Source organism: Flavonifractor sp. An10, from assembly GCF_002161215.1.
GTDB lineage: Bacteria > Bacillota > Clostridia > Oscillospirales > Oscillospiraceae > Flavonifractor > Flavonifractor avistercoris.
Window position 1 is genome coordinate 1 of record NZ_NFMB01000007.1, and the last position, 16247, is coordinate 16247.

Annotated in this window: 19 protein-coding genes; all 19 read left to right on the plus strand. The window is 64.9% G+C overall.

Annotation, left to right across the window (positions count from 1 at the left end; translation table 11 throughout):
* The coding region (locus B5E42_RS18945; RefSeq protein ID WP_204244413.1) for a hypothetical protein at positions 1 to 357 on the plus strand (357 nt) is incomplete at its 5' end.
* 78 nt (positions 358 to 435) lie between these two features.
* A complete protein-coding gene (cdaA, locus tag B5E42_RS12800) occupies positions 436 to 1323 on the plus strand; it encodes a diadenylate cyclase CdaA (protein WP_087240279.1) in 888 nt (295 codons plus the stop codon).
* Positions 1304 to 2554 carry a CdaR family protein gene (locus B5E42_RS12805; RefSeq protein ID WP_087240281.1) on the plus strand — a complete coding sequence of 417 codons (1251 nt, stop codon included), beginning with the start codon at positions 1304 to 1306 and terminating at the stop codon, positions 2552 to 2554. The genes cdaA and B5E42_RS12805 overlap by 20 nt, the downstream gene beginning before the upstream one ends.
* 18 nt (positions 2555 to 2572) lie before the next feature.
* A complete protein-coding gene (locus tag B5E42_RS12810) occupies positions 2573 to 3001 on the plus strand; it encodes a SoxR reducing system RseC family protein (RefSeq protein ID WP_087240283.1) in 429 nt (142 codons plus the stop codon).
* Positions 3001 to 3870, plus strand: coding sequence for a DUF5685 family protein (locus tag B5E42_RS12815; RefSeq protein ID WP_087240285.1), 870 nt, complete (start codon positions 3001 to 3003; stop codon positions 3868 to 3870). Before B5E42_RS12810 ends, B5E42_RS12815 begins: the two co-directional genes overlap by 1 nt.
* Positions 3867 to 4481: a DnaJ domain-containing protein gene (locus tag B5E42_RS12820; protein WP_087240287.1), complete on the plus strand. Its 615-nt coding sequence runs from the start codon at positions 3867 to 3869 to the stop codon at positions 4479 to 4481. Before B5E42_RS12815 ends, B5E42_RS12820 begins: the two co-directional genes overlap by 4 nt.
* Positions 4482 to 4484: 3 nt before the next feature.
* A complete protein-coding gene (locus tag B5E42_RS12825) occupies positions 4485 to 5021 on the plus strand; it encodes a hypothetical protein (RefSeq protein ID WP_087240289.1) in 537 nt (178 codons plus the stop codon).
* Between the two features lie 53 nt (positions 5022 to 5074).
* Positions 5075 to 5953: a YicC/YloC family endoribonuclease gene (locus B5E42_RS12830; protein WP_087240292.1), complete on the plus strand. Its 879-nt coding sequence runs from the start codon at positions 5075 to 5077 to the stop codon at positions 5951 to 5953.
* A 12-nt stretch (positions 5954 to 5965) separates the two neighbouring features.
* Positions 5966 to 6238 (plus strand): DUF370 domain-containing protein, encoded by a 273-nt coding sequence (locus tag B5E42_RS12835; protein ID WP_087240294.1) that lies wholly within the window; start codon positions 5966 to 5968, stop codon positions 6236 to 6238.
* Positions 6235 to 6864, plus strand: a complete 630-nt coding sequence (gmk, locus tag B5E42_RS12840; RefSeq protein WP_087240297.1) for a guanylate kinase — start codon at positions 6235 to 6237, stop codon at positions 6862 to 6864. Before B5E42_RS12835 ends, gmk begins: the two co-directional genes overlap by 4 nt.
* A 5-nt stretch (positions 6865 to 6869) precedes the next feature.
* Complete coding sequence (rpoZ, locus tag B5E42_RS12845) at positions 6870 to 7079, plus strand: DNA-directed RNA polymerase subunit omega (RefSeq protein WP_087240299.1); 210 nt, start codon at positions 6870 to 6872, stop codon at positions 7077 to 7079.
* A gap of 73 nt (positions 7080 to 7152) precedes the next feature.
* A complete protein-coding gene (gene priA / locus B5E42_RS12850; protein ID WP_087240734.1) occupies positions 7153 to 9630 on the plus strand; it encodes a primosomal protein N' in 2478 nt (825 codons plus the stop codon).
* 12 nt (positions 9631 to 9642) lie between these two features.
* Positions 9643 to 10134 carry a peptide deformylase gene (gene def / locus B5E42_RS12855; protein ID WP_087240301.1) on the plus strand — a complete coding sequence of 164 codons (492 nt, stop codon included), beginning with the start codon at positions 9643 to 9645 and terminating at the stop codon, positions 10132 to 10134.
* Complete coding sequence (fmt, locus tag B5E42_RS12860; RefSeq protein ID WP_087240303.1) at positions 10131 to 11051, plus strand: methionyl-tRNA formyltransferase; 921 nt, start codon at positions 10131 to 10133, stop codon at positions 11049 to 11051. The genes def and fmt overlap by 4 nt, the downstream gene beginning before the upstream one ends.
* Positions 11048 to 12298 (plus strand): glycosyltransferase family 39 protein, encoded by a 1251-nt coding sequence (locus tag B5E42_RS12865; RefSeq protein ID WP_087240305.1) that lies wholly within the window; start codon positions 11048 to 11050, stop codon positions 12296 to 12298. The genes fmt and B5E42_RS12865 overlap by 4 nt, the downstream gene beginning before the upstream one ends.
* A gap of 245 nt (positions 12299 to 12543) precedes the next feature.
* On the plus strand, positions 12544 to 13242 hold the full coding sequence (locus B5E42_RS12870; RefSeq protein ID WP_087240307.1) for a zinc metallopeptidase: 699 nt from the start codon (positions 12544 to 12546) through the stop codon (positions 13240 to 13242).
* Between the two features lies 1 nt (position 13243).
* Entirely contained in the window at positions 13244 to 14569 is a 1326-nt protein-coding gene (rsmB, locus tag B5E42_RS12875) for a 16S rRNA (cytosine(967)-C(5))-methyltransferase RsmB (protein WP_087240310.1), read from the plus strand.
* Positions 14556 to 15176 (plus strand): hypothetical protein, encoded by a 621-nt coding sequence (locus B5E42_RS12880; protein ID WP_087240312.1) that lies wholly within the window; start codon positions 14556 to 14558, stop codon positions 15174 to 15176. The genes rsmB and B5E42_RS12880 overlap by 14 nt, the downstream gene beginning before the upstream one ends.
* Positions 15173 to 16198, plus strand: a complete 1026-nt coding sequence (gene rlmN, locus B5E42_RS12885; RefSeq protein WP_087240314.1) for a 23S rRNA (adenine(2503)-C(2))-methyltransferase RlmN — start codon at positions 15173 to 15175, stop codon at positions 16196 to 16198. The genes B5E42_RS12880 and rlmN overlap by 4 nt, the downstream gene beginning before the upstream one ends.
* Positions 16199 to 16247: the final 49 nt, after the last annotated feature.

Genomic DNA, 16247 nt, shown 5'->3' on the forward strand with positions numbered 1-16247 from the left:
GGCCGAGCTGGCAGAGTACAGAAAATAGCCGCCCAGTGCGGCTGTTCGGGCTTGCCGATAAACCCACCGGCCGAAGGGTTCGGAGGGAGGGATAGTGTGAAAGGGAACCGTCAGGGTTCCCTTTCGCGTTGGATCAAACAACTTTTTGAAACTTTTTTGAAGTTTCAAAAAGTTCATCAGCGTGTCGAAAAAGTCTTTTTCGACACGCTGAATAGCCGCCCGGTGTGGCTATTTTTTGTTGTTCAGAAGCACGACAGCGCGGAGGCGCGCCGTTTTCCGGTGCCCGCTCCGCCGCAGGTTTATTCACAGAAAATTGATTTCCCTTCTACTTGCCAACCGACTGGGAATACAGTATAATAAACTGGTTAAAAAATCTTTGAGTGGTCTGTGTTGGAACAATGACGCCGGCGGTGCCGGGAGCGGGAGACGGTGGACATGGAAGGCATTATCTATTTGCTCCAGCAGTTCTGGAGTATGGTAACCCCGTTTGGAATTTCCGACGTGATCGACATTGCGATCATGTCCTTCATCATCTACAAGTTCATCATGTTCATGCGCCGCACCAACTCCGGTGCGGTGGCAAAGGGGATCCTGCTCTTTTTGGCTGCCCTGCTGGTCTCCACCTATTTTCAGCTCAACACCATCAGTTATCTGCTGCTCCAGGTGGTGGACTGGGGCGTGATCGCCCTGGTGGTTCTGTTCCAGCCGGAAATCCGCCGTTTTCTGGAGAAAATGGGCCGAACCACGCTGGGAAACGTATTCAACAACCAGGAGGAGCGCAACGAGCTGGACAGCGCCATCACCCAGACGGTGGAGGCCTATACCTCCCTGTCCAAGAGCAAGACCGGCGCGCTGATGGTCTTTGAGCGCAAAAACATGCTGGACGACGCCATCAAGACGGGCACCGCCCTGGACTGCACGGTGAACGCCGAGCTGCTGAAAAATATCTTCTGGAACAAGGCTCCCCTCCACGACGGCGCGGTGATCGTCCGCGGCGGGCGGATCGTGGGCGCGGGTTGCATGCTCCCCATGTCGGGCAATGTGAACCTGTCCCGGGAGCTGGGCATGCGCCACCGCGCGGGCATCGGCGCCAGCGAGCAGACCGACGCGGTGGTGGCCATCGTCTCGGAGGAGACCGGCTCCATCTCCGTGGCGGTGGGCGGCATGCTCAAGCGCCACCTGGCGCCGGAGACGCTGGAGCGGCTGCTGCGCAATGAGTTGATGCCGGAGCCGGTGCAGGACGATTCGGCGGCCAAGTTCAAGCTGGGCAGCCTGCTCCGTTTTGTAAAGGGGGATAAGCAGGATGGGAAAGAAGATTCTTAACAGCAAATGGATTTATGTCATTCTCTCCGTCCTGCTGGCCTTTGTCCTGTGGCTCTATGTGGGCAGGGAGGCCAACCCGGAAGTGACCAACACTCTGAGCCATGTCCAGGTGGTGTACAGCGGCCTGGAGAGCCTGGAGGAGCGGGGGCTGATGATCTCCGAGGGGGCGGAGCAGACTGTGTCCCTGCGCATCCGGGCCACCCGGGACGTGTGGCGCCGTCTGAACCAGGGGGACACCACCGTCACCATTGACGTCTCCGGCATCGCTGAGCCGGGAGAGCAGAGCGTGTCCATCACCACCCGGAACATCAGCTTCCCCCGTTCCATCACGGTGCTGGATTCCATCGACGTGCAGTATACCAGCCCGGGAACCGTGGACTTTACCGTGTCCCGCTGGGCCTCCAAGGATGTGCCGGTACAGGGCGTGTTCAACGGCAGCGTGGCCGAGGGCTACCAGCGGGAGGAGTTCTCCTTTGCACCGGAGACGGTCACCGTCAGCGGCCAGGAGGAGCTGGTAAACCAGGTGGATCACGCCCTGGTGACGGTGTCCCAGGAGGAGATGAGCACCACCTATATGGAGAATTGCAGCTATACCCTGGTGGACGCCAACGGGGAGCCCGTTGCCGATGCCGAGCAGCTTGACAGCTCCCCCGAGACGGTGCTGGCCACCCTGCCCATTGTGCAGCTGAAGGAGGTACAGCTGACGGTGGACATCATCCCAGGCGGCGGAGCCACTGAGGACGATGTCACGGTGGAGATTGACCCGCTGACCATTACCGTCTCGGGTGAGGCGGCGGATCTGGCCGAGCTGGACAGCATCAGCCTGGGTGAGATCGACCTGTCCACGGTGTTCGGCACCCAGACCGAGAAGATGCCCATCAATCTGGACGCCTCCCTCACCAATGTCAGCGGCCCGGCGGAGGCCACCGTGACGGTGCGGGTGGAGGGCCTGTCCACCAAGACCCTGGAGGTGGACAACATCGAGATCATCAACAAGCCGGCGGGTTACGAGGCAGATCTGGTAACCCAGTCCTGCACCGTACTGGTTCGCGGCCCCCAGGAGGCCCTGGATGCCGTGACCGCCTCCCAGATCCGCATCGTGGCAGATTTGTCCGATCTGGATCCCTCCACCGGCACCCGGACGGTGCCCGTCCGGGTCTACCTGGACGGCAGCAGCGAGGTGGGGGTCGTGGGCACCTACAATGTTTCCATCTCCATTACCAGATCTTAGAGAAAAGGTGATCCTGACATGGTTCAAACCGCAAAAGTGACCCGCATTCTGCCCGGCGGGCGGGCAGAGGTATCTGTCAAGCGGCAGTCGGCCTGCGGCCACGACTGTTCCAAGTGCGGCGGCGGCTGCAGCGAGCTGATGGTGAGCTCCACGGTTTCCGTGGTCGCGGCCAACGGCATCGGCGCCCAGCCCGGCGATATGGTGACGGTGGAGTCCTCCACCAAGGGCGTGCTGGGGGCGGCAGTCATGGTGTATGTGGTGCCCTTCCTGCTGTTCTTCATTGGCTATTTCACGGCGGCGGCCCTGGGCCTGTCCGGCGGCGGCAGCGCCGGTGTGGGCGGCATAGGCTTTGCCCTGGGGCTGGTGCTGGCCGTGCTGTGGGATCGCCGTGTGCGGAAGCAGCAGTCCATCTCCTTCCGCATCACCGCCATCGCCGCCGGGGACTGATGTTCGGCTACGTGCGCCCCAACCGGGATGAATTGAAGGTGCGCCAGCTCCGGGACTACGAGGCCCTTTACTGCGGCCTGTGCAGCAGCTTGGGGAGGCGGCACGGATTTTTTGCCCGGTTCTTTCTCAACTACGACTTTACCTTTCTGGCCATGCTGCTGGACGGGGGGAGACCGGAGACGGAGCGGCGGCGCTGCCCGACCCGGCTGTGGTGCCGGAAAAAGACCTGTGCCATTGCCGGCGGCGTGGATGCGGCGGCGGACGCCGGGACGATTCTGAGCTATTGGAAGCTGCGGGACACCGTGGCCGACGGGACGTTCTGGGCACGCACCGCCGCCCGACTGCTGTCCGTCCTGCTCCGGCGGGGCTACCGCCGGGCCGCCGGCCACCGGCCGGAGTTCGACCGGACGGTACGGGACTGCCTGGAGGAGCTCCAGGCCCTGGAGCGGGAGAACTGTCCCTCCCTGGATCGGACGGCGGACACCTTCGCCCGGCTGCTGGCCGGGGCTGCCCCCGCCTCGGGGGATGCCGCCCGGGATCGGGCGCTGGGGCAGCTGCTCTACCACGTGGGCCGGTGGATTTACCTGGTGGACGCCTGGGACGATCTGGCGGATGACCGGCGCACCGGCTCCTATAACCCCATATCCGCCCGGTTCGGCGGGGAGACGGAGGCCAACCGGGACTATCTGCGCACCACCCTGCGCCACTCCCTGAACCTGGCCCGCTCCGCCGCCGCCCTGCTGGAGCTGGGCCACTGGCGGGAGACGGTGGAGAACATCCTCTTTCTGGGCCTGCCCATGGTGGAGGAGCTTGTGTTTACCGGCCGCTGGAAGGCCGTCAATCAACATAACAGGAGACAGAATCCATGACAGATCCGTATACCGTACTGGGGGTCAAGCCCGACGCCAGCGATGAGGAGGTCAAGCGGGCCTACCGGGAGCTGGCCCGGAAATACCATCCGGACAACTACCAGAACAATCCCCTGGCCGACCTGGCCGAGGAGAAGATGAAGGAGATCAACGAGGCCTACGACGCCATCACCAAGATGCGCAGCGGCGGCTCCTCCGGCGGCTACCAGAGTCAGGGGGCCTATCAGGGCTCCTACCAGGGGGGGTATCAGCGGCAGTACTCCAACGCCTCCTCCGGCAGCCTGTACAACCAGGTGCGCCAGGCCATCAACATGGGGGACATCAGTCGGGCGGAGGAGCTGCTCCGCTCCGCCCCGTCCCAGGATGCCGAGTGGCACTTCCTCACCGGCTCCATCGCCTACCGGAAGGGGTGGCTGGACGAGGCCACCCAGCATTTCCAGATGGCCTGCAACATGGATCCCTCCAACGGGGAATACCGGCAGGCCCTGATGATGATGCGCCAGGGGGGACAGGCCTACCGCCCGTACGGCTACGGCGGCGGGGTGGACACCTGCGACCTCTGCACCACCTGTCTGTGCCTCAACTGCCTGTGCGGCGGCTGCGGGAACTGAGCCATGGGGCGGGCGCGCTTCGGAAAGGGGGCGGGCCAGATCGCCCTGGTGGGCGTTCTGGCGGCGCTGTCCCTGATCGTTCTCTACCTGTCAGCCGTGTCTCCCGCGGCACAGCTGGGCATCGTGGCCATCGCGGGGGTGTTTCCCGCGGGGGCGGTGGTGTCCGCAGGGCTGGGGGCCGGCTTTTTCTGCTACGGCGCGGCGGGCCTGCTGGGCCTGCTGCTGGTGCCTGACAAGGCCAACGCCCTGCTCTACCTGCTCTTTTTCGGCCTGTGGCCCATGCTCAAGAGCCTGCTGGAACGGCTTCCCAGCCGTCCCGCGGAGTGGGCGGGCAAGCTGGCGGCGTTCAACGCCGTCCTGACCCTCTGCTGGTTCGGCCTGAAGGCGCTGTTTCTGCCCTTCCTGCCGTCGGCCCTGACGGCGGCCTGGATGGTGTATGCCGCCGGCAACGTCGCCTTTGTCATCTATGACATCGGGTTTTCCAAGCTGATTGCATTCTATGTGGCCAGGGTAGACAAGGTCTTGCGGAAGGCTTCCTAGTCTGGTATAATTTTTTAGATCACCAAATGATGAGAGAAACGGGGGGAACCCGCGTGGTAAAGAGCATGACGGGCTACGGCAGGGGAGAGGCCGTGGTGCACGGCCGCACCATTACCGTGGAGGTGCGCTCGGTCAACAACCGCTATCTGGACTGTACGGTGAAGCTGCCCCGCGTTTACGTATTCGCGGAGGACGCCGTCAAGGCCGGGGTGCAGAGCCATATTTCCCGGGGCAAGGTGGATGTGTTTGTCACCATCGGGCCGTCGGAAAAGGGGGATGTGGCCATCTCGGTCAACAAGCCGCTGGCCGACGGCTATTACGCCGCCCTGTGCCGGCTGCGGGACGACTACGGCTTGAAGGACGATATTTCGGTCTCCCTGCTCTCCCGGTTCCCCGACGTGTTCCTGGTGGAGAAGACCCAGGAGGATGTGGAGGCCATGGCCGCCGACATCTGCTCGGTGCTGGAGCTGGCACTGGCCGACTTCGACGCCATGCGCAGCCGGGAGGGGGAGAAGCTCTATCAGGATGTGCTGAACCGGGCGGACACCATTGAGGGCCTGACCGCCAGGGTGGAGGAGCGCTCCCCCGGCATCGTGGCCGACTACCGCGCCCGCCTGACGGCCAAGTTGAACGAGGTGCTCCAGAACACCCAGATCGACGAGAGCCGCATCCTCACCGAGGCGGCCATCTATGCCGACAAGGTGGCGGTGGACGAGGAGACCGTCCGCCTGCGCAGCCACCTGTCCCAGCTGCGCCATATGCTGGAGCAGGGAGGCGCCATCGGCCGCAAGCTGGACTTTCTGATCCAGGAGTTCAACCGGGAGGCCAATACCATCGGCTCCAAGTGCAGTGACATTGAGACCGCCGGCTATGTGGTGGACATCAAGGCCGAGATCGAGAAGATCCGGGAACAGATCCAGAACATTGAGTGAGGCGGTGAGAGAATGAAGCTCATCAATATCGGCTTCGGCAACATGATCTCCGCCGGCCGGCTCATCGCCATTGTCAGCCCGGAGTCGGCCCCCATCAAGCGGATGGTGCAGGAGGCCCGGGATCGGGGTGTGCTCATTGACGCCACCTACGGCCGCCGCACCCGCGCGGTGCTGATCATGGACTCCGACCACATTGTCCTCTCGGCCCTCCAGCCTGAGACGGTGGCCGGCCGCCTGGGCGGCCGGGATACGGAGCCCGCAGAGGAGGAGAAGGAGGAGCCATGAACTGGAAGAAGAAAGGAAAGGGACAGCTGATTGTCCTGTCCGGCCCGTCGGGCGTGGGAAAGAGCACGGTGATCTCCGAGCTTTTGGGTGCCCGGAAGGATATCTACTTCTCCGTCTCCTTTACCACCCGCCAGCCCAGGGTGGGGGAGGAGGACGGGATCAACTACAACTTTGTGACCCGGGAGCGGTTTGAGGAGATGATCGCCGGGGACGAGCTGTTAGAATACGCCGAATACGTCCATAATTACTACGGAACCTCCCTGCGTGTGATCCAGGAGAAGCTGGAGGCCGGCATCGACGTGCTGCTGGACATCGAGGTTCAGGGCGCCGCCAAGGTGCGGGCCAAATGCCCCGACGCGGTGTTTATCTTCATCGTGCCCCCCTCCTTTGAGGAGCTCTCCCGCCGCCTCCACCGCCGGGCCACCGATCAGGAGGAGGTCATCCAGGGCCGGCTCCAGAAGGCCCGGGAGGAGTGTAAGCAGATTCCCCACTACGACTACGTGGTGGTCAACGACAAGGTCTCAGAGGCCGCCTGGGAGATCATTTCCATCCTGACAGCGGAGAGCTGCCGAACCAAAAACCGCGTTCAGCTTCTGGACGCCATTTCATCCTTGGAAGGAGACTGATTGACATGATGCTGGAACCCCCCATGAAAAAACTGCTGGAACAGGTGCCCAGCCGCTATATGCTGGTGAACGTGGTGGCCCAGCGGGCCCGGCAGGTGGCCAGTGAGGCCGAGGACGCCGGAATCCCCCTGGACGACAAGCCGGTGACCATCGCCATCCGCGAGGTGGCCGACGGAAAGCTGGAACTGAACGACGAGGAGCGAGACGAGGCGTAAGCAGCCGATCTGAGGCAAGCGGCGGGTGATCTGATCCCGGCGCTTGCCTTTTCTGGAGAAAGGGGGCTTGTATATGGCGGGAAATACAGTGGCGAAAATCGCCCTCCAGGCCGCCACCTACGCCATCGACAAGCCCTATGACTACCAGGTGCCCACGGAGCTGCTGGATCAGCTGCGTCCCGGCATGCGGGTGATCGTCCCCTTCGGGGCGGGCAACCGGCGGACGGAGGGGATTGTCCTGGCCCTGGAGGGCGGACGGCCCGATGATCCCAGGCGCAAGGCCATTCTGACACTGCTGGACGAGGAGCCGGTGCTGGACGCGCCGGAGCTGCGCCTGGCCCTGTGGATGCGGGAGCGGTACTTCTGCACCGTGTACGACGCGGCCCGGGCCATGCTGCCGGCGGGCCTGTACTTCTCCCTCCAGGATCGGTGGCAGCTCGCCCCCGGCATGGACGAAGAGGCGGCCTATGAGGCGGCGGGTCGCTCGGAGCGGGCCCGCAGGGTGCTGGAGCTGATCTTTGCCTCCGGCGGCTGGGCCGACGTGGCCCAGCTCAAGGAGGCTTTCGGCACCAAGGATCCCAACCCCGCCCTCAAGCTGCTGCGGGACAAGGGGGTGCTCACCCTGGAGACCAGCGCCTCCCGGGGCGTGGGGGACAAGAAGGAGCTGGTGGCCGCCCTGGACATCCCGCCGGAGGAGGCCATGGCCCAGGTAACCCCCAAGCGCCGTTCCGCCCCCCTGCGGTATGCGGTGACGGAGCTGCTGTGCGCCCTGGGCAGCGCCTCCGCCAAGGAGCTGTGTTATTTCACCGGCGCGTCCAATTCCACCCTCCGCTCCCTGGCCAAGAGCGGCATCCTCCGGCTGGAGCAGCGGGAGGTCTACCGCCGGGTGGCCGTGGAGCCGGGGGAGCGGGCCGCGCCGCCGGTGCTCAACGCCGAGCAGCAGGCGGCTTTCGACGGTTTGGACGCCCTGGCCGTTGAGGGAAAGCCCGCCGCCGCCCTGCTCTACGGGGTGACGGGCAGCGGCAAGACCCAGGTCTATCTGCGGCTGATCTACGCCGCCCTGGGGCGGGGGCGCACCGCCATGGTGCTGGTGCCCGAGATCTCCCTCACCCCACAGCTGTTGCGCATCTTCGCCGCCCACTTCGGGGACGACATTGCGGTGCTCCACTCCTCCCTCCGGGCGGGGGAGCGGTACGACGAGTGGAAGCGCATCAAAAGCGGGAAGGCCCGGGTGGTGATCGGCACCCGTTCCGCCGTATTCGCCCCCCTGAAAAACCTGGGGCTGATCGTGCTGGACGAGGAGCAGGAGGCCACCTACAAGTCGGAGAACGTGCCCAAGTACCACGCCCGGGACGTGGCCAAGTACCGCTGCGCCCAGAGCGGCGCCCTGCTGGTGCTGGGCTCTGCCACCCCGTCGGTGGAGAGCATGTACCACGCCAGGCGGGGGGACTACCGCCTGTTCACCCTGTCTCACCGCTATAATCAGGGCGCCCTTCCCGAGGTGCGCATCGTGGACATGAAGGGGGAGCTGCGCGCCGGCAACGGCAGTTCCCTCAGCGCCCCCCTCCGGCAGGCCTTGTCGGAGGCCATGGCGGCGGGGGAGCAGAGCATTCTGCTCCTCAACCGGCGGGGGGCCAGCCGTATGGTCACCTGCGGCGAGTGCGGCGAGGTGCCCACCTGCCCCCGGTGCTCGGTGCACCTGACCTATCACTCGGCCAACGGCCGGCTCATGTGCCACTACTGCGGCCACTCGGAGCCGCTGCCACCTGCCTGCCCCTCCTGCGGGGGAGCGCTGAACTTTATCGGCGCGGGCACCCAGAAGGTGGAGGAGGAGCTGCGGAAGGCCTTCCCGGAGCAGGAGATCCTGCGGATGGACACCGACACCATCTCCGCCACCCAGAGCCACGAGAAGCTGCTGGCCCGCTTTGAGCGGGAGAGGATCCCCGTGCTCCTGGGAACCCAGATGGTGGCCAAGGGCCTGGATTTCCCCAACGTGACCCTGGTGGGAGCGGTGTCCGCCGACCAGTCCCTGTACGTGGACGACTACCGGGCGGGTGAGCGCACCTTCTCCCTGCTGACCCAGGTGGTGTGCCGGGCGGGCCGGGGGGCCAAGCCGGGGCGGGCCGTCATCCAGACCTTTACTCCGGACAACGACGTGATCCGCTGCGCCGCCCGGCAGGACTACGACGCCTTTTATGCGCAGGAGATCGCCCTGCGGGAGATGCGCCAGTGCCCGCCCTTCCGGGATCTCTTTGTGCTCACCGCCTCCGGCACCATGGAGAGCGCGGTGCTGCGGGCCTGCATGCGCCTGCGCCGCACCCTGGAGAGCTGGCTGGCCCAGCCCCCCCTGGCGGACATGGAGGTGCAGCTGCTGGGGCCCGCCCCGGCCAGCATTGCCAAGGTCAACGACCGCTACCGCTACCGGCTCACCCTGGCGGCGGAGAATACCAAAGCCCTGCGGGCGGTGGTGGCGTACCTGCTCCGCTGCGCGCAGACTGACAAGGAAAACAGGGGCGTGTCCGTCTCGGCGGATGTGAACCCGCTGGATTAAGGAGGAAACAACATGGCTCTCAGAACAATTTTGACCGACGGCGATCCCGCCCTCCACAAGGCCTGCCGTCCGGTGACCAACTTTGACCAGCGCCTCCACGATCTGCTGGACGATCTCAAGGAGACCCTGGCCAACGCCAACGGGGCCGGCCTGGCCGCCCCCCAGGTGGGGATCCTCCGCCGCGCTGTTGTGGTGGTGGACGCCGAGGACAATATGCTGGAGCTGGTCAATCCGGAGATCATCTCCCAGGAGGGGGAGCAGGAGGGCTTCGAGGGATGCCTCTCCGTGCCCGGCCGCTGGGGCGTGGTGAAGCGCCCCATGAAGGTGCGGGTTCGCGCCCAGGATCGGGACGGCAATTTCTTCGAGGCTGAGGGGGAGGAGATCGTGGCCCGCTGCTTCTGCCACGAGATCGAGCACCTGGACGGCCATCTGTTCACCGAGCACACAGACCGGCTCTACACCACCGAGGAGCTGGATCAGATGATGGAGGAGCAGGGAGAATGAGGATTCTGTTCATGGGTACCCCAGACTTCGCCGTCCCCTCCCTGGAGGCCCTGGTGGCCGCCGGCCACGACGTGTGCGGGGTGTTCACCCAGCCCGACAAGCCCAAGAACCGGGGGATGAAGCTGCTGCCCACGCCGGTGAAGGTGTGCGCCCAGGCCCACGGCATCCCGGTGTTCCAGCCCGTCAAGCTGCGGGACGGCACCGCCCTGGCCCAGATCCAGGAGCTTGCCCCCGAGCTGATCGTGGTGGCCGCCTACGGACGCATCCTGCCCGACGATATCCTGGCCGCCCCGCCCAGGGGGTGCATCAACGTCCACTCGTCTCTGCTGCCCAAGTACCGGGGGGCCGCCCCCATTAACTGGGCGGTGCTCAACGGGGACAGCGAGACCGGCGTTACCATCATGCACATGGCCCACGATCTGGATGCCGGCGACATCATCGACCAGGCCGCCACCCCCATCGATCCGGATGAGACGGTGGTGTCCCTTCACGACCGGCTGGCCCAGATGGGGGCGGAGCTGCTGGTAAAAGTGGTGGCAGACATCGCCGCCGGCACCGCCGCGCGCACCCCCCAGGAGCATGACAAGGCCACCCTGGCCCCCATGCTCAGCCGGGAGCTGTCCCCCATGGACTTCACCCGGCCCGCCCGGGAGCTCCACAACCAGGTGCGGGGGCTGATCCCCTGGCCTGCCGCCGTGACCGAGCTGGGGGGCAGCCGCTGTAAAGTATTTTCCACGTCCGTGCTGGACGCCCATACCGATGCCGCCCCCGGCGCCATTTTGGCGGCGGGGAAGGAGGGCATTCAGGTGGCCTGCGGCGGCGGCACGGTGCTGCGCATTGACGAGCTCCAGGCCGACGGCGGCAGGCGCATGAAGGCCGCCGACTACCTGCGGGGCCACCCCATCCCCGTGGGATGATCCGCCTGCTCTGGACGCTGGCCGTCTCCGGGGCTGTCATCGCCCTGGGGGTGGTGCTGGTGCTCCGGTGGCTGGGTGCCGCCGGAGTCCCGGTGCCTCTGAGAGGCCAGTCCCCGATATCGATCCGCTATGAGGCAGACAGGAAGGAGAGCGCGGCGGTGTTTGCCGCTGCCCTGCTGTTCCGGCTGGCGGTGTTTCTGGCAGCAGCCCTGCTGGCCTGCCTGGTGCTCTATCCGGGGACGGGAGCCCATTGGGCCCTGGACATCTGGAAAAAGTGGGACGCCTGGCACTACGTCAACCTGGCGGAGCTGGGCTACGCGGGCTATACGGAGAACGGGCAGCACCTGTTTCTGGTGTTCTTTCCGCTGTACCCGTGGCTGGTGCGGCTGGTTTCCGCGGTAACGGGCAATACTATTGCGGCGGGGCTGCTGGTGTCCTTCCTGTGCTATGCTTCCGGGTGCGTCTATCTGTACAGGCTGGCGGCCTGGGAGCTGGGGCGGGAGGCCGCCCGGCGTGCGGTGCTCTTTCTCTCCGTCTTTCCCTACGCCTTTTTCTTCGGCGGGGTGATGACCGAGGGATTGTTCCTGCTCACCACCGCCGCATCCCTGTGGCACATCCGCCGCCACCGCTGGTGGCGGGCGGGGCTGTGGGGCGCTCTGGCCGCCATGACCCGGATGCACGGTCTGCTGCTCATCGGCGCCGCCGGGGCGGAGCTGGTGGAGCACCTGGGGCGCTTCGACTGGAGGGCCATCCTCCGCCGCCTCCCGGCGGTGCTGCTGCCGGCGGCGGGCAGTCTGGTCTACCTGGGCCTCAACGCCGCCGTGACCGGCGACCCCTTCGCCTTCACGGTGATGCAGGAGCACTGGAGCCAGGGGTTCTGCTGGATCTCCGACACCCTGTGGTATGTGCTGGAAAATGCCCGATCCTATCCCACGGTATCCATCCGTTATGAGATCTGGATTCCCACGCTGGCCATGTTCCCCCTCTTTTTCGCCCTGCTCTGTTATGCCTGGAAGCGGTTCCGGAGCATGTACACCCTCTACGCCTTTGTCTATCTGGTGCTGAACTACTCCCTGTCCTGGCTGCTCAGCGCCGGGCGGTATCTGTCCTGCGCCCTGCCGTTCTTCCTGTTTGCCGCCGCGCTGACGGAGAAGCGGCCCTGGCTCACCGCCCTGCTGGCGGGGGGCATGGGGGCGGGATTCCTGATCAACCTGACGATCTACCTGACCGGCGGGCAGATCATGTAACCAGCGTGTCAAAAAAGTGGCTTTCGCCACTTTTTTGAGAAAGCTGCATGGCGGAAGGGGTTCGATTTCTTGCGAAAAAGTCACCCCTTCCGCCATGAGAAGTGTCATTTCCGAGGCACATGTCCCCGGAAATGACGGATTTTGATTTTATTCCGTCATCTGCGGATGACGGAACTCTGCGAGGCTTTCCCTGCGGGGGAGTTTTCTGACAATCTTGCATGTAACGCCCTTTCACGGAGGTTTCTATGCCCTTTTTCTACTACTACGACCCCTACTACTGGATGATCCTGGTGCCCGCCATGCTCATCGCCCTGCTGGCCCAGCTCAACGTGTCCTCCACCTTCAACCGCTATTCCCGGGTGGCCAGCTGCCGGGGCTTCACCGGCGCCCAGGCGGCGGAGGAGGTACTCCGGGCCCACGGCGTGTACAACGTGCGCATTGAGCGGGTGTCCGGCCGGCTCAGCGACCACTACGACCCCCGGAGCAACGTGATCCGCCTGTCCGACGCGGTGTACGGCTCCACCAGCATCGCCTCTTTGGGTGTGGCCGCCCACGAGGCGGGCCACGCCGTCCAGTACGCGGTGGGGTACGGCCCTATCAGACTGCGTACCGCCATCATCCCGGTGTGCAGCATCGGCTCCCAGCTGTCCATTGTGCTCATCATCCTGGGCCTGGTGCTCTATTTCCCGGCTCTGTTCGGCATCGGGGTGATCCTCTTTGCCCTGGCGGTGGTGGGACAGATCATCACCCTGCCGGTGGAGTTCAACGCCTCCCGCCGGGCCATCCAGAGCCTGTCGGGCACCGGCCTGCTGGACGACCAGGAGCTGCGGGGGGCCCGGAAGGTGCTCACTGCCGCGGCCCTGACCTATGTGGCCGCTCTGCTGGTGTCCCTGGCCCAGCTGCTGCGCTATCTGCTGGCCTTCGGCGGCCGGCGGAGGAACTGAAATGAGCACGGCTCGGAACGTGGCGCTGGACGCCCTGGTGGCCTGCGAAAGGCAGGGGGCCTGGTCGGACGGCTATCTGAAAAAGGCCATCAAGGCGGCGGAGCTGGACGGCCGGGACGCCGCCCTGGCTACCCGCCTGTGCTTCGGCGTGCTCCAGAACCGGATGCTGCTGGATTTTTACCTGTCCCAGCTGTGCACCACCCGGCTGGAGAAGCTGGAAGCGCCCATTCGCAACCTGCTGCGGCTGGGGGCCTATCAGATTTTATATCTGGATCGGGTGCCAGACCATGCCGCCGTCAGCGAGACGGTGTCCCTGGCCCGGAAGAAGGCCAAAAACCCCCGGGCCGCCGGGCTGGTCAACGGGGTGCTGCGCAGTCTGGTGCGTCAGAAGGATTCCCTGCCTGAGCCGCCGGATCCGGCCACCCGGTACAGCCACCCCCAGTGGCTGGCAGACGAGTTTGCTGGACGACTGGGCAGGGAGGAGGCGGAGGCCCTGCTGGAAGCCGACAACGGGGAGCCCCCCACCTGTGCCCAGGTGAACACGCTGAAAACCACGGCGGAGGCCCTGGCAGCCGCCCTCAAAAGCCAGGGGGTGGAGGTTCAGCCCCACCCCTGGCTGCCCGACTGTCTCCTGCTCCGCCACACGGGGAGCCTGGAGGGGCTGGAGGAATTCCAGCAGGGCCTCTTTTACATCCAGGACGCCGCCGCCAGGCTGGCGGTGACGGCGGCCGATCCCCGGCCGGGGATGCGGGTGCTGGACGCCTGCGCCGCCCCCGGCGGCAAGTCCTTCGCCGCCGCCATCGCCATGGGGGACAGGGGAGAGGTGGTCTCCTGCGACATCCATCCCCACAAGGAGAAGCTGATCCAGGCGGGCGCCGCCCGGCTGGGCCTGACCTGTATCCGGACGGAAGTGCTGGATGGCAAGAGCTGTAAAGAGGAATTCCTGGACAGCTTTGATCTGGTGGTCGCCGACGTGCCCTGCTCGGGGCTGGGCATCATCCGCAAGAAGCCGGACATCCGCTACAAGGATCCCAAGCCGCTGGAAAACCTGCCCCAGGTGCAGGCCGCCATTCTGGACAACGTGGCCCGCTATGTGCGCCCGGGAGGTGTGCTCCTCTACGCCACCTGTACCCTGCTGGAGCGGGAGAATGAGGGCGTGGTGAGGGGATTTTTGGACAGGTGTAAAGACTTTACACCGGAGAGGTTCCAGCTGCCCGGCGGATTTGAGGATGCTGAGACGGGCATGGTGACCTGCTGGCCTCACCGGCACGATACCGACGGCTTTTTCTTCGCCAAGCTCAGGAGGACTAAAGATGGAGACATATGAGGTGTATCCCCGTGCAGGGCTGGGGCCCTTCCGCCTGGGCATGACCCGGGAGGAGGCGGAGAAGCTCCGGGCCCGGCTGGGCCTGCCTGAGCCCCCTGACTCCTTCTACCTGGAGTATGAGGAAGGCCGCTTGTCCCGGATCGGGCTGAACGCGGCGGAGAATGTCCGAATTTTGTACCGCGGTCTGGATCTGATCCACACCCATGCGGAGGATGTGATTGCCGCCCTGTCGAAGGAGTCCGGCTTTGTGTGCGACTGTGCGGATCATGATCTGGCGGATACTTACGACTTTCCAGCGCTGGGACTGGAGCTGTGGCGGGAGGAGCCCTATCATCCCAAGCTGCTGGAGGAGCCCGGCTTTCAGCGTATGCTTGCCCGGGATCCCTTTACAGACTATCGGCTTGGCTGGTATTTTCTTCAGGTTTGGGTGCAGACGGATCAGTTCCGGGCTGATTTCCCCCTGAGGGAGTGCCCTGCCCCGGATTACGATTCCTGGTTTTTGCAGCAGGAGGAGCCAGAGCCCATTCCACCGGAGCGGCTGGCGGCAGTGGCAAAAAAGTACGGCCTGGAGCCGCCAGGCGTACACGGCAGAGGAGAGGAACCATGACCGACATCAAATCCATGAACCTGGCGGAGATGTCCGCCTACTTCAAGGAGCTGGGGGAGCCGGCCTTCCGGGCCAGGCAGGTGTTCCAGTGGCTCCACCGGGGCGTATCCTCCTTTGACGAGATGACCAACCTGTCCAAGGCCCTGCGGGAGAAGCTGGCCGCCGCCTGCGTGCTCTGCCCGCCCCGGGTGGAGCGCAGGCAGGTCTCCGCCCAGGACGGCACCATCAAGTATCTGTGGCGGCTGGGGGACGGAAACTGCATCGAGACGGTTTTGATGCGCTACCATCATGGGAATACTGTGTGCATCTCCTCCCAGGTGGGGTGCCGCATGGGCTGCGCCTTCTGCGCCTCCACCCTGGGGGGGAAGATCCGGGATCTCACCCCCGCCGAGATGGTGGATCAGGTGCTCTTTACCCAGCTGGACTCCGGCGTGCCGGTAAGCAACATCGTGCTCATGGGCATCGGCGAGCCGCTGGACAATTTCGACACCGTGCTCCGCTTTCTGGAGCTGGTGAACAGCCCGGAGGGACTGAACATCGGCATGCGGCATATCTCCCTGTCTACCTGCGGGCTCACTGAAAAAATTGACAAGCTGGCCGATTATCAGTTACAATTAACGTTGTCTGTGTCCCTGCACGCGCCGGACGACGAGACCCGGAGCCGGATCATGCCGGTGAACCGGGGCATCGGGGTGGAGCAGCTCTTTGCCGCCTGCCGCCGGTATTTTGAAAAGACCGGCCGGCGCATCTCCTATGAGTACGCCATGATCGACGGGGTCAACGACGCCGACTGGCAGGCGGATCTGCTGGCCCGGCACCTGAAGGGCACGCCGGGACACGTAAACCTGATCCCCCTGAACCATGTGGAGGAGAGCCCCCTGAAGCCCAGCCGCCGGGTGGCCGCCTTCCAGAAGCGCCTGGAGAGCCACGGCGTCACCGCCACGGTGCGCCGCAAGCTGGGGGGCGACATCGACGCCTCCTGCGGCCAGCTCCGGCGCAAGCAGATCCAGGGACAGCTATGACAAAAGACCGGCCCGTGCCTGGCCGCGCAGGGCATGAGCCGGGGGATAC

Coding starts and splice junctions, on each gene's coding strand:
- cdaA (WP_087240279.1), top strand. CDS start 436: ATGGAAGGCATTATCTATTTGCTCCAGCAGTTCTGGAGTATGGTAACC.
- B5E42_RS12805 (WP_087240281.1), top strand. CDS start 1,304: ATGGGAAAGAAGATTCTTAACAGCAAATGGATTTATGTCATTCTCTCC.
- B5E42_RS12810 (WP_087240283.1), top strand. CDS start 2,573: ATGGTTCAAACCGCAAAAGTGACCCGCATTCTGCCCGGCGGGCGGGCA.
- B5E42_RS12815 (WP_087240285.1), top strand. CDS start 3,001: ATGTTCGGCTACGTGCGCCCCAACCGGGATGAATTGAAGGTGCGCCAG.
- B5E42_RS12820 (WP_087240287.1), top strand. CDS start 3,867: ATGACAGATCCGTATACCGTACTGGGGGTCAAGCCCGACGCCAGCGAT.
- B5E42_RS12825 (WP_087240289.1), top strand. CDS start 4,485: ATGGGGCGGGCGCGCTTCGGAAAGGGGGCGGGCCAGATCGCCCTGGTG.
- B5E42_RS12835 (WP_087240294.1), top strand. CDS start 5,966: ATGAAGCTCATCAATATCGGCTTCGGCAACATGATCTCCGCCGGCCGG.
- gmk (WP_087240297.1), top strand. CDS start 6,235: ATGAACTGGAAGAAGAAAGGAAAGGGACAGCTGATTGTCCTGTCCGGC.
- rpoZ (WP_087240299.1), top strand. CDS start 6,870: ATGATGCTGGAACCCCCCATGAAAAAACTGCTGGAACAGGTGCCCAGC.
- priA (WP_087240734.1), top strand. CDS start 7,153: ATGGCGGGAAATACAGTGGCGAAAATCGCCCTCCAGGCCGCCACCTAC.
- def (WP_087240301.1), top strand. CDS start 9,643: ATGGCTCTCAGAACAATTTTGACCGACGGCGATCCCGCCCTCCACAAG.
- fmt (WP_087240303.1), top strand. CDS start 10,131: ATGAGGATTCTGTTCATGGGTACCCCAGACTTCGCCGTCCCCTCCCTG.
- B5E42_RS12865 (WP_087240305.1), top strand. CDS start 11,048: ATGATCCGCCTGCTCTGGACGCTGGCCGTCTCCGGGGCTGTCATCGCC.
- B5E42_RS12870 (WP_087240307.1), top strand. CDS start 12,544: ATGCCCTTTTTCTACTACTACGACCCCTACTACTGGATGATCCTGGTG.
- rsmB (WP_087240310.1), top strand. CDS start 13,244: ATGAGCACGGCTCGGAACGTGGCGCTGGACGCCCTGGTGGCCTGCGAA.
- B5E42_RS12880 (WP_087240312.1), top strand. CDS start 14,556: ATGGAGACATATGAGGTGTATCCCCGTGCAGGGCTGGGGCCCTTCCGC.
- rlmN (WP_087240314.1), top strand. CDS start 15,173: ATGACCGACATCAAATCCATGAACCTGGCGGAGATGTCCGCCTACTTC.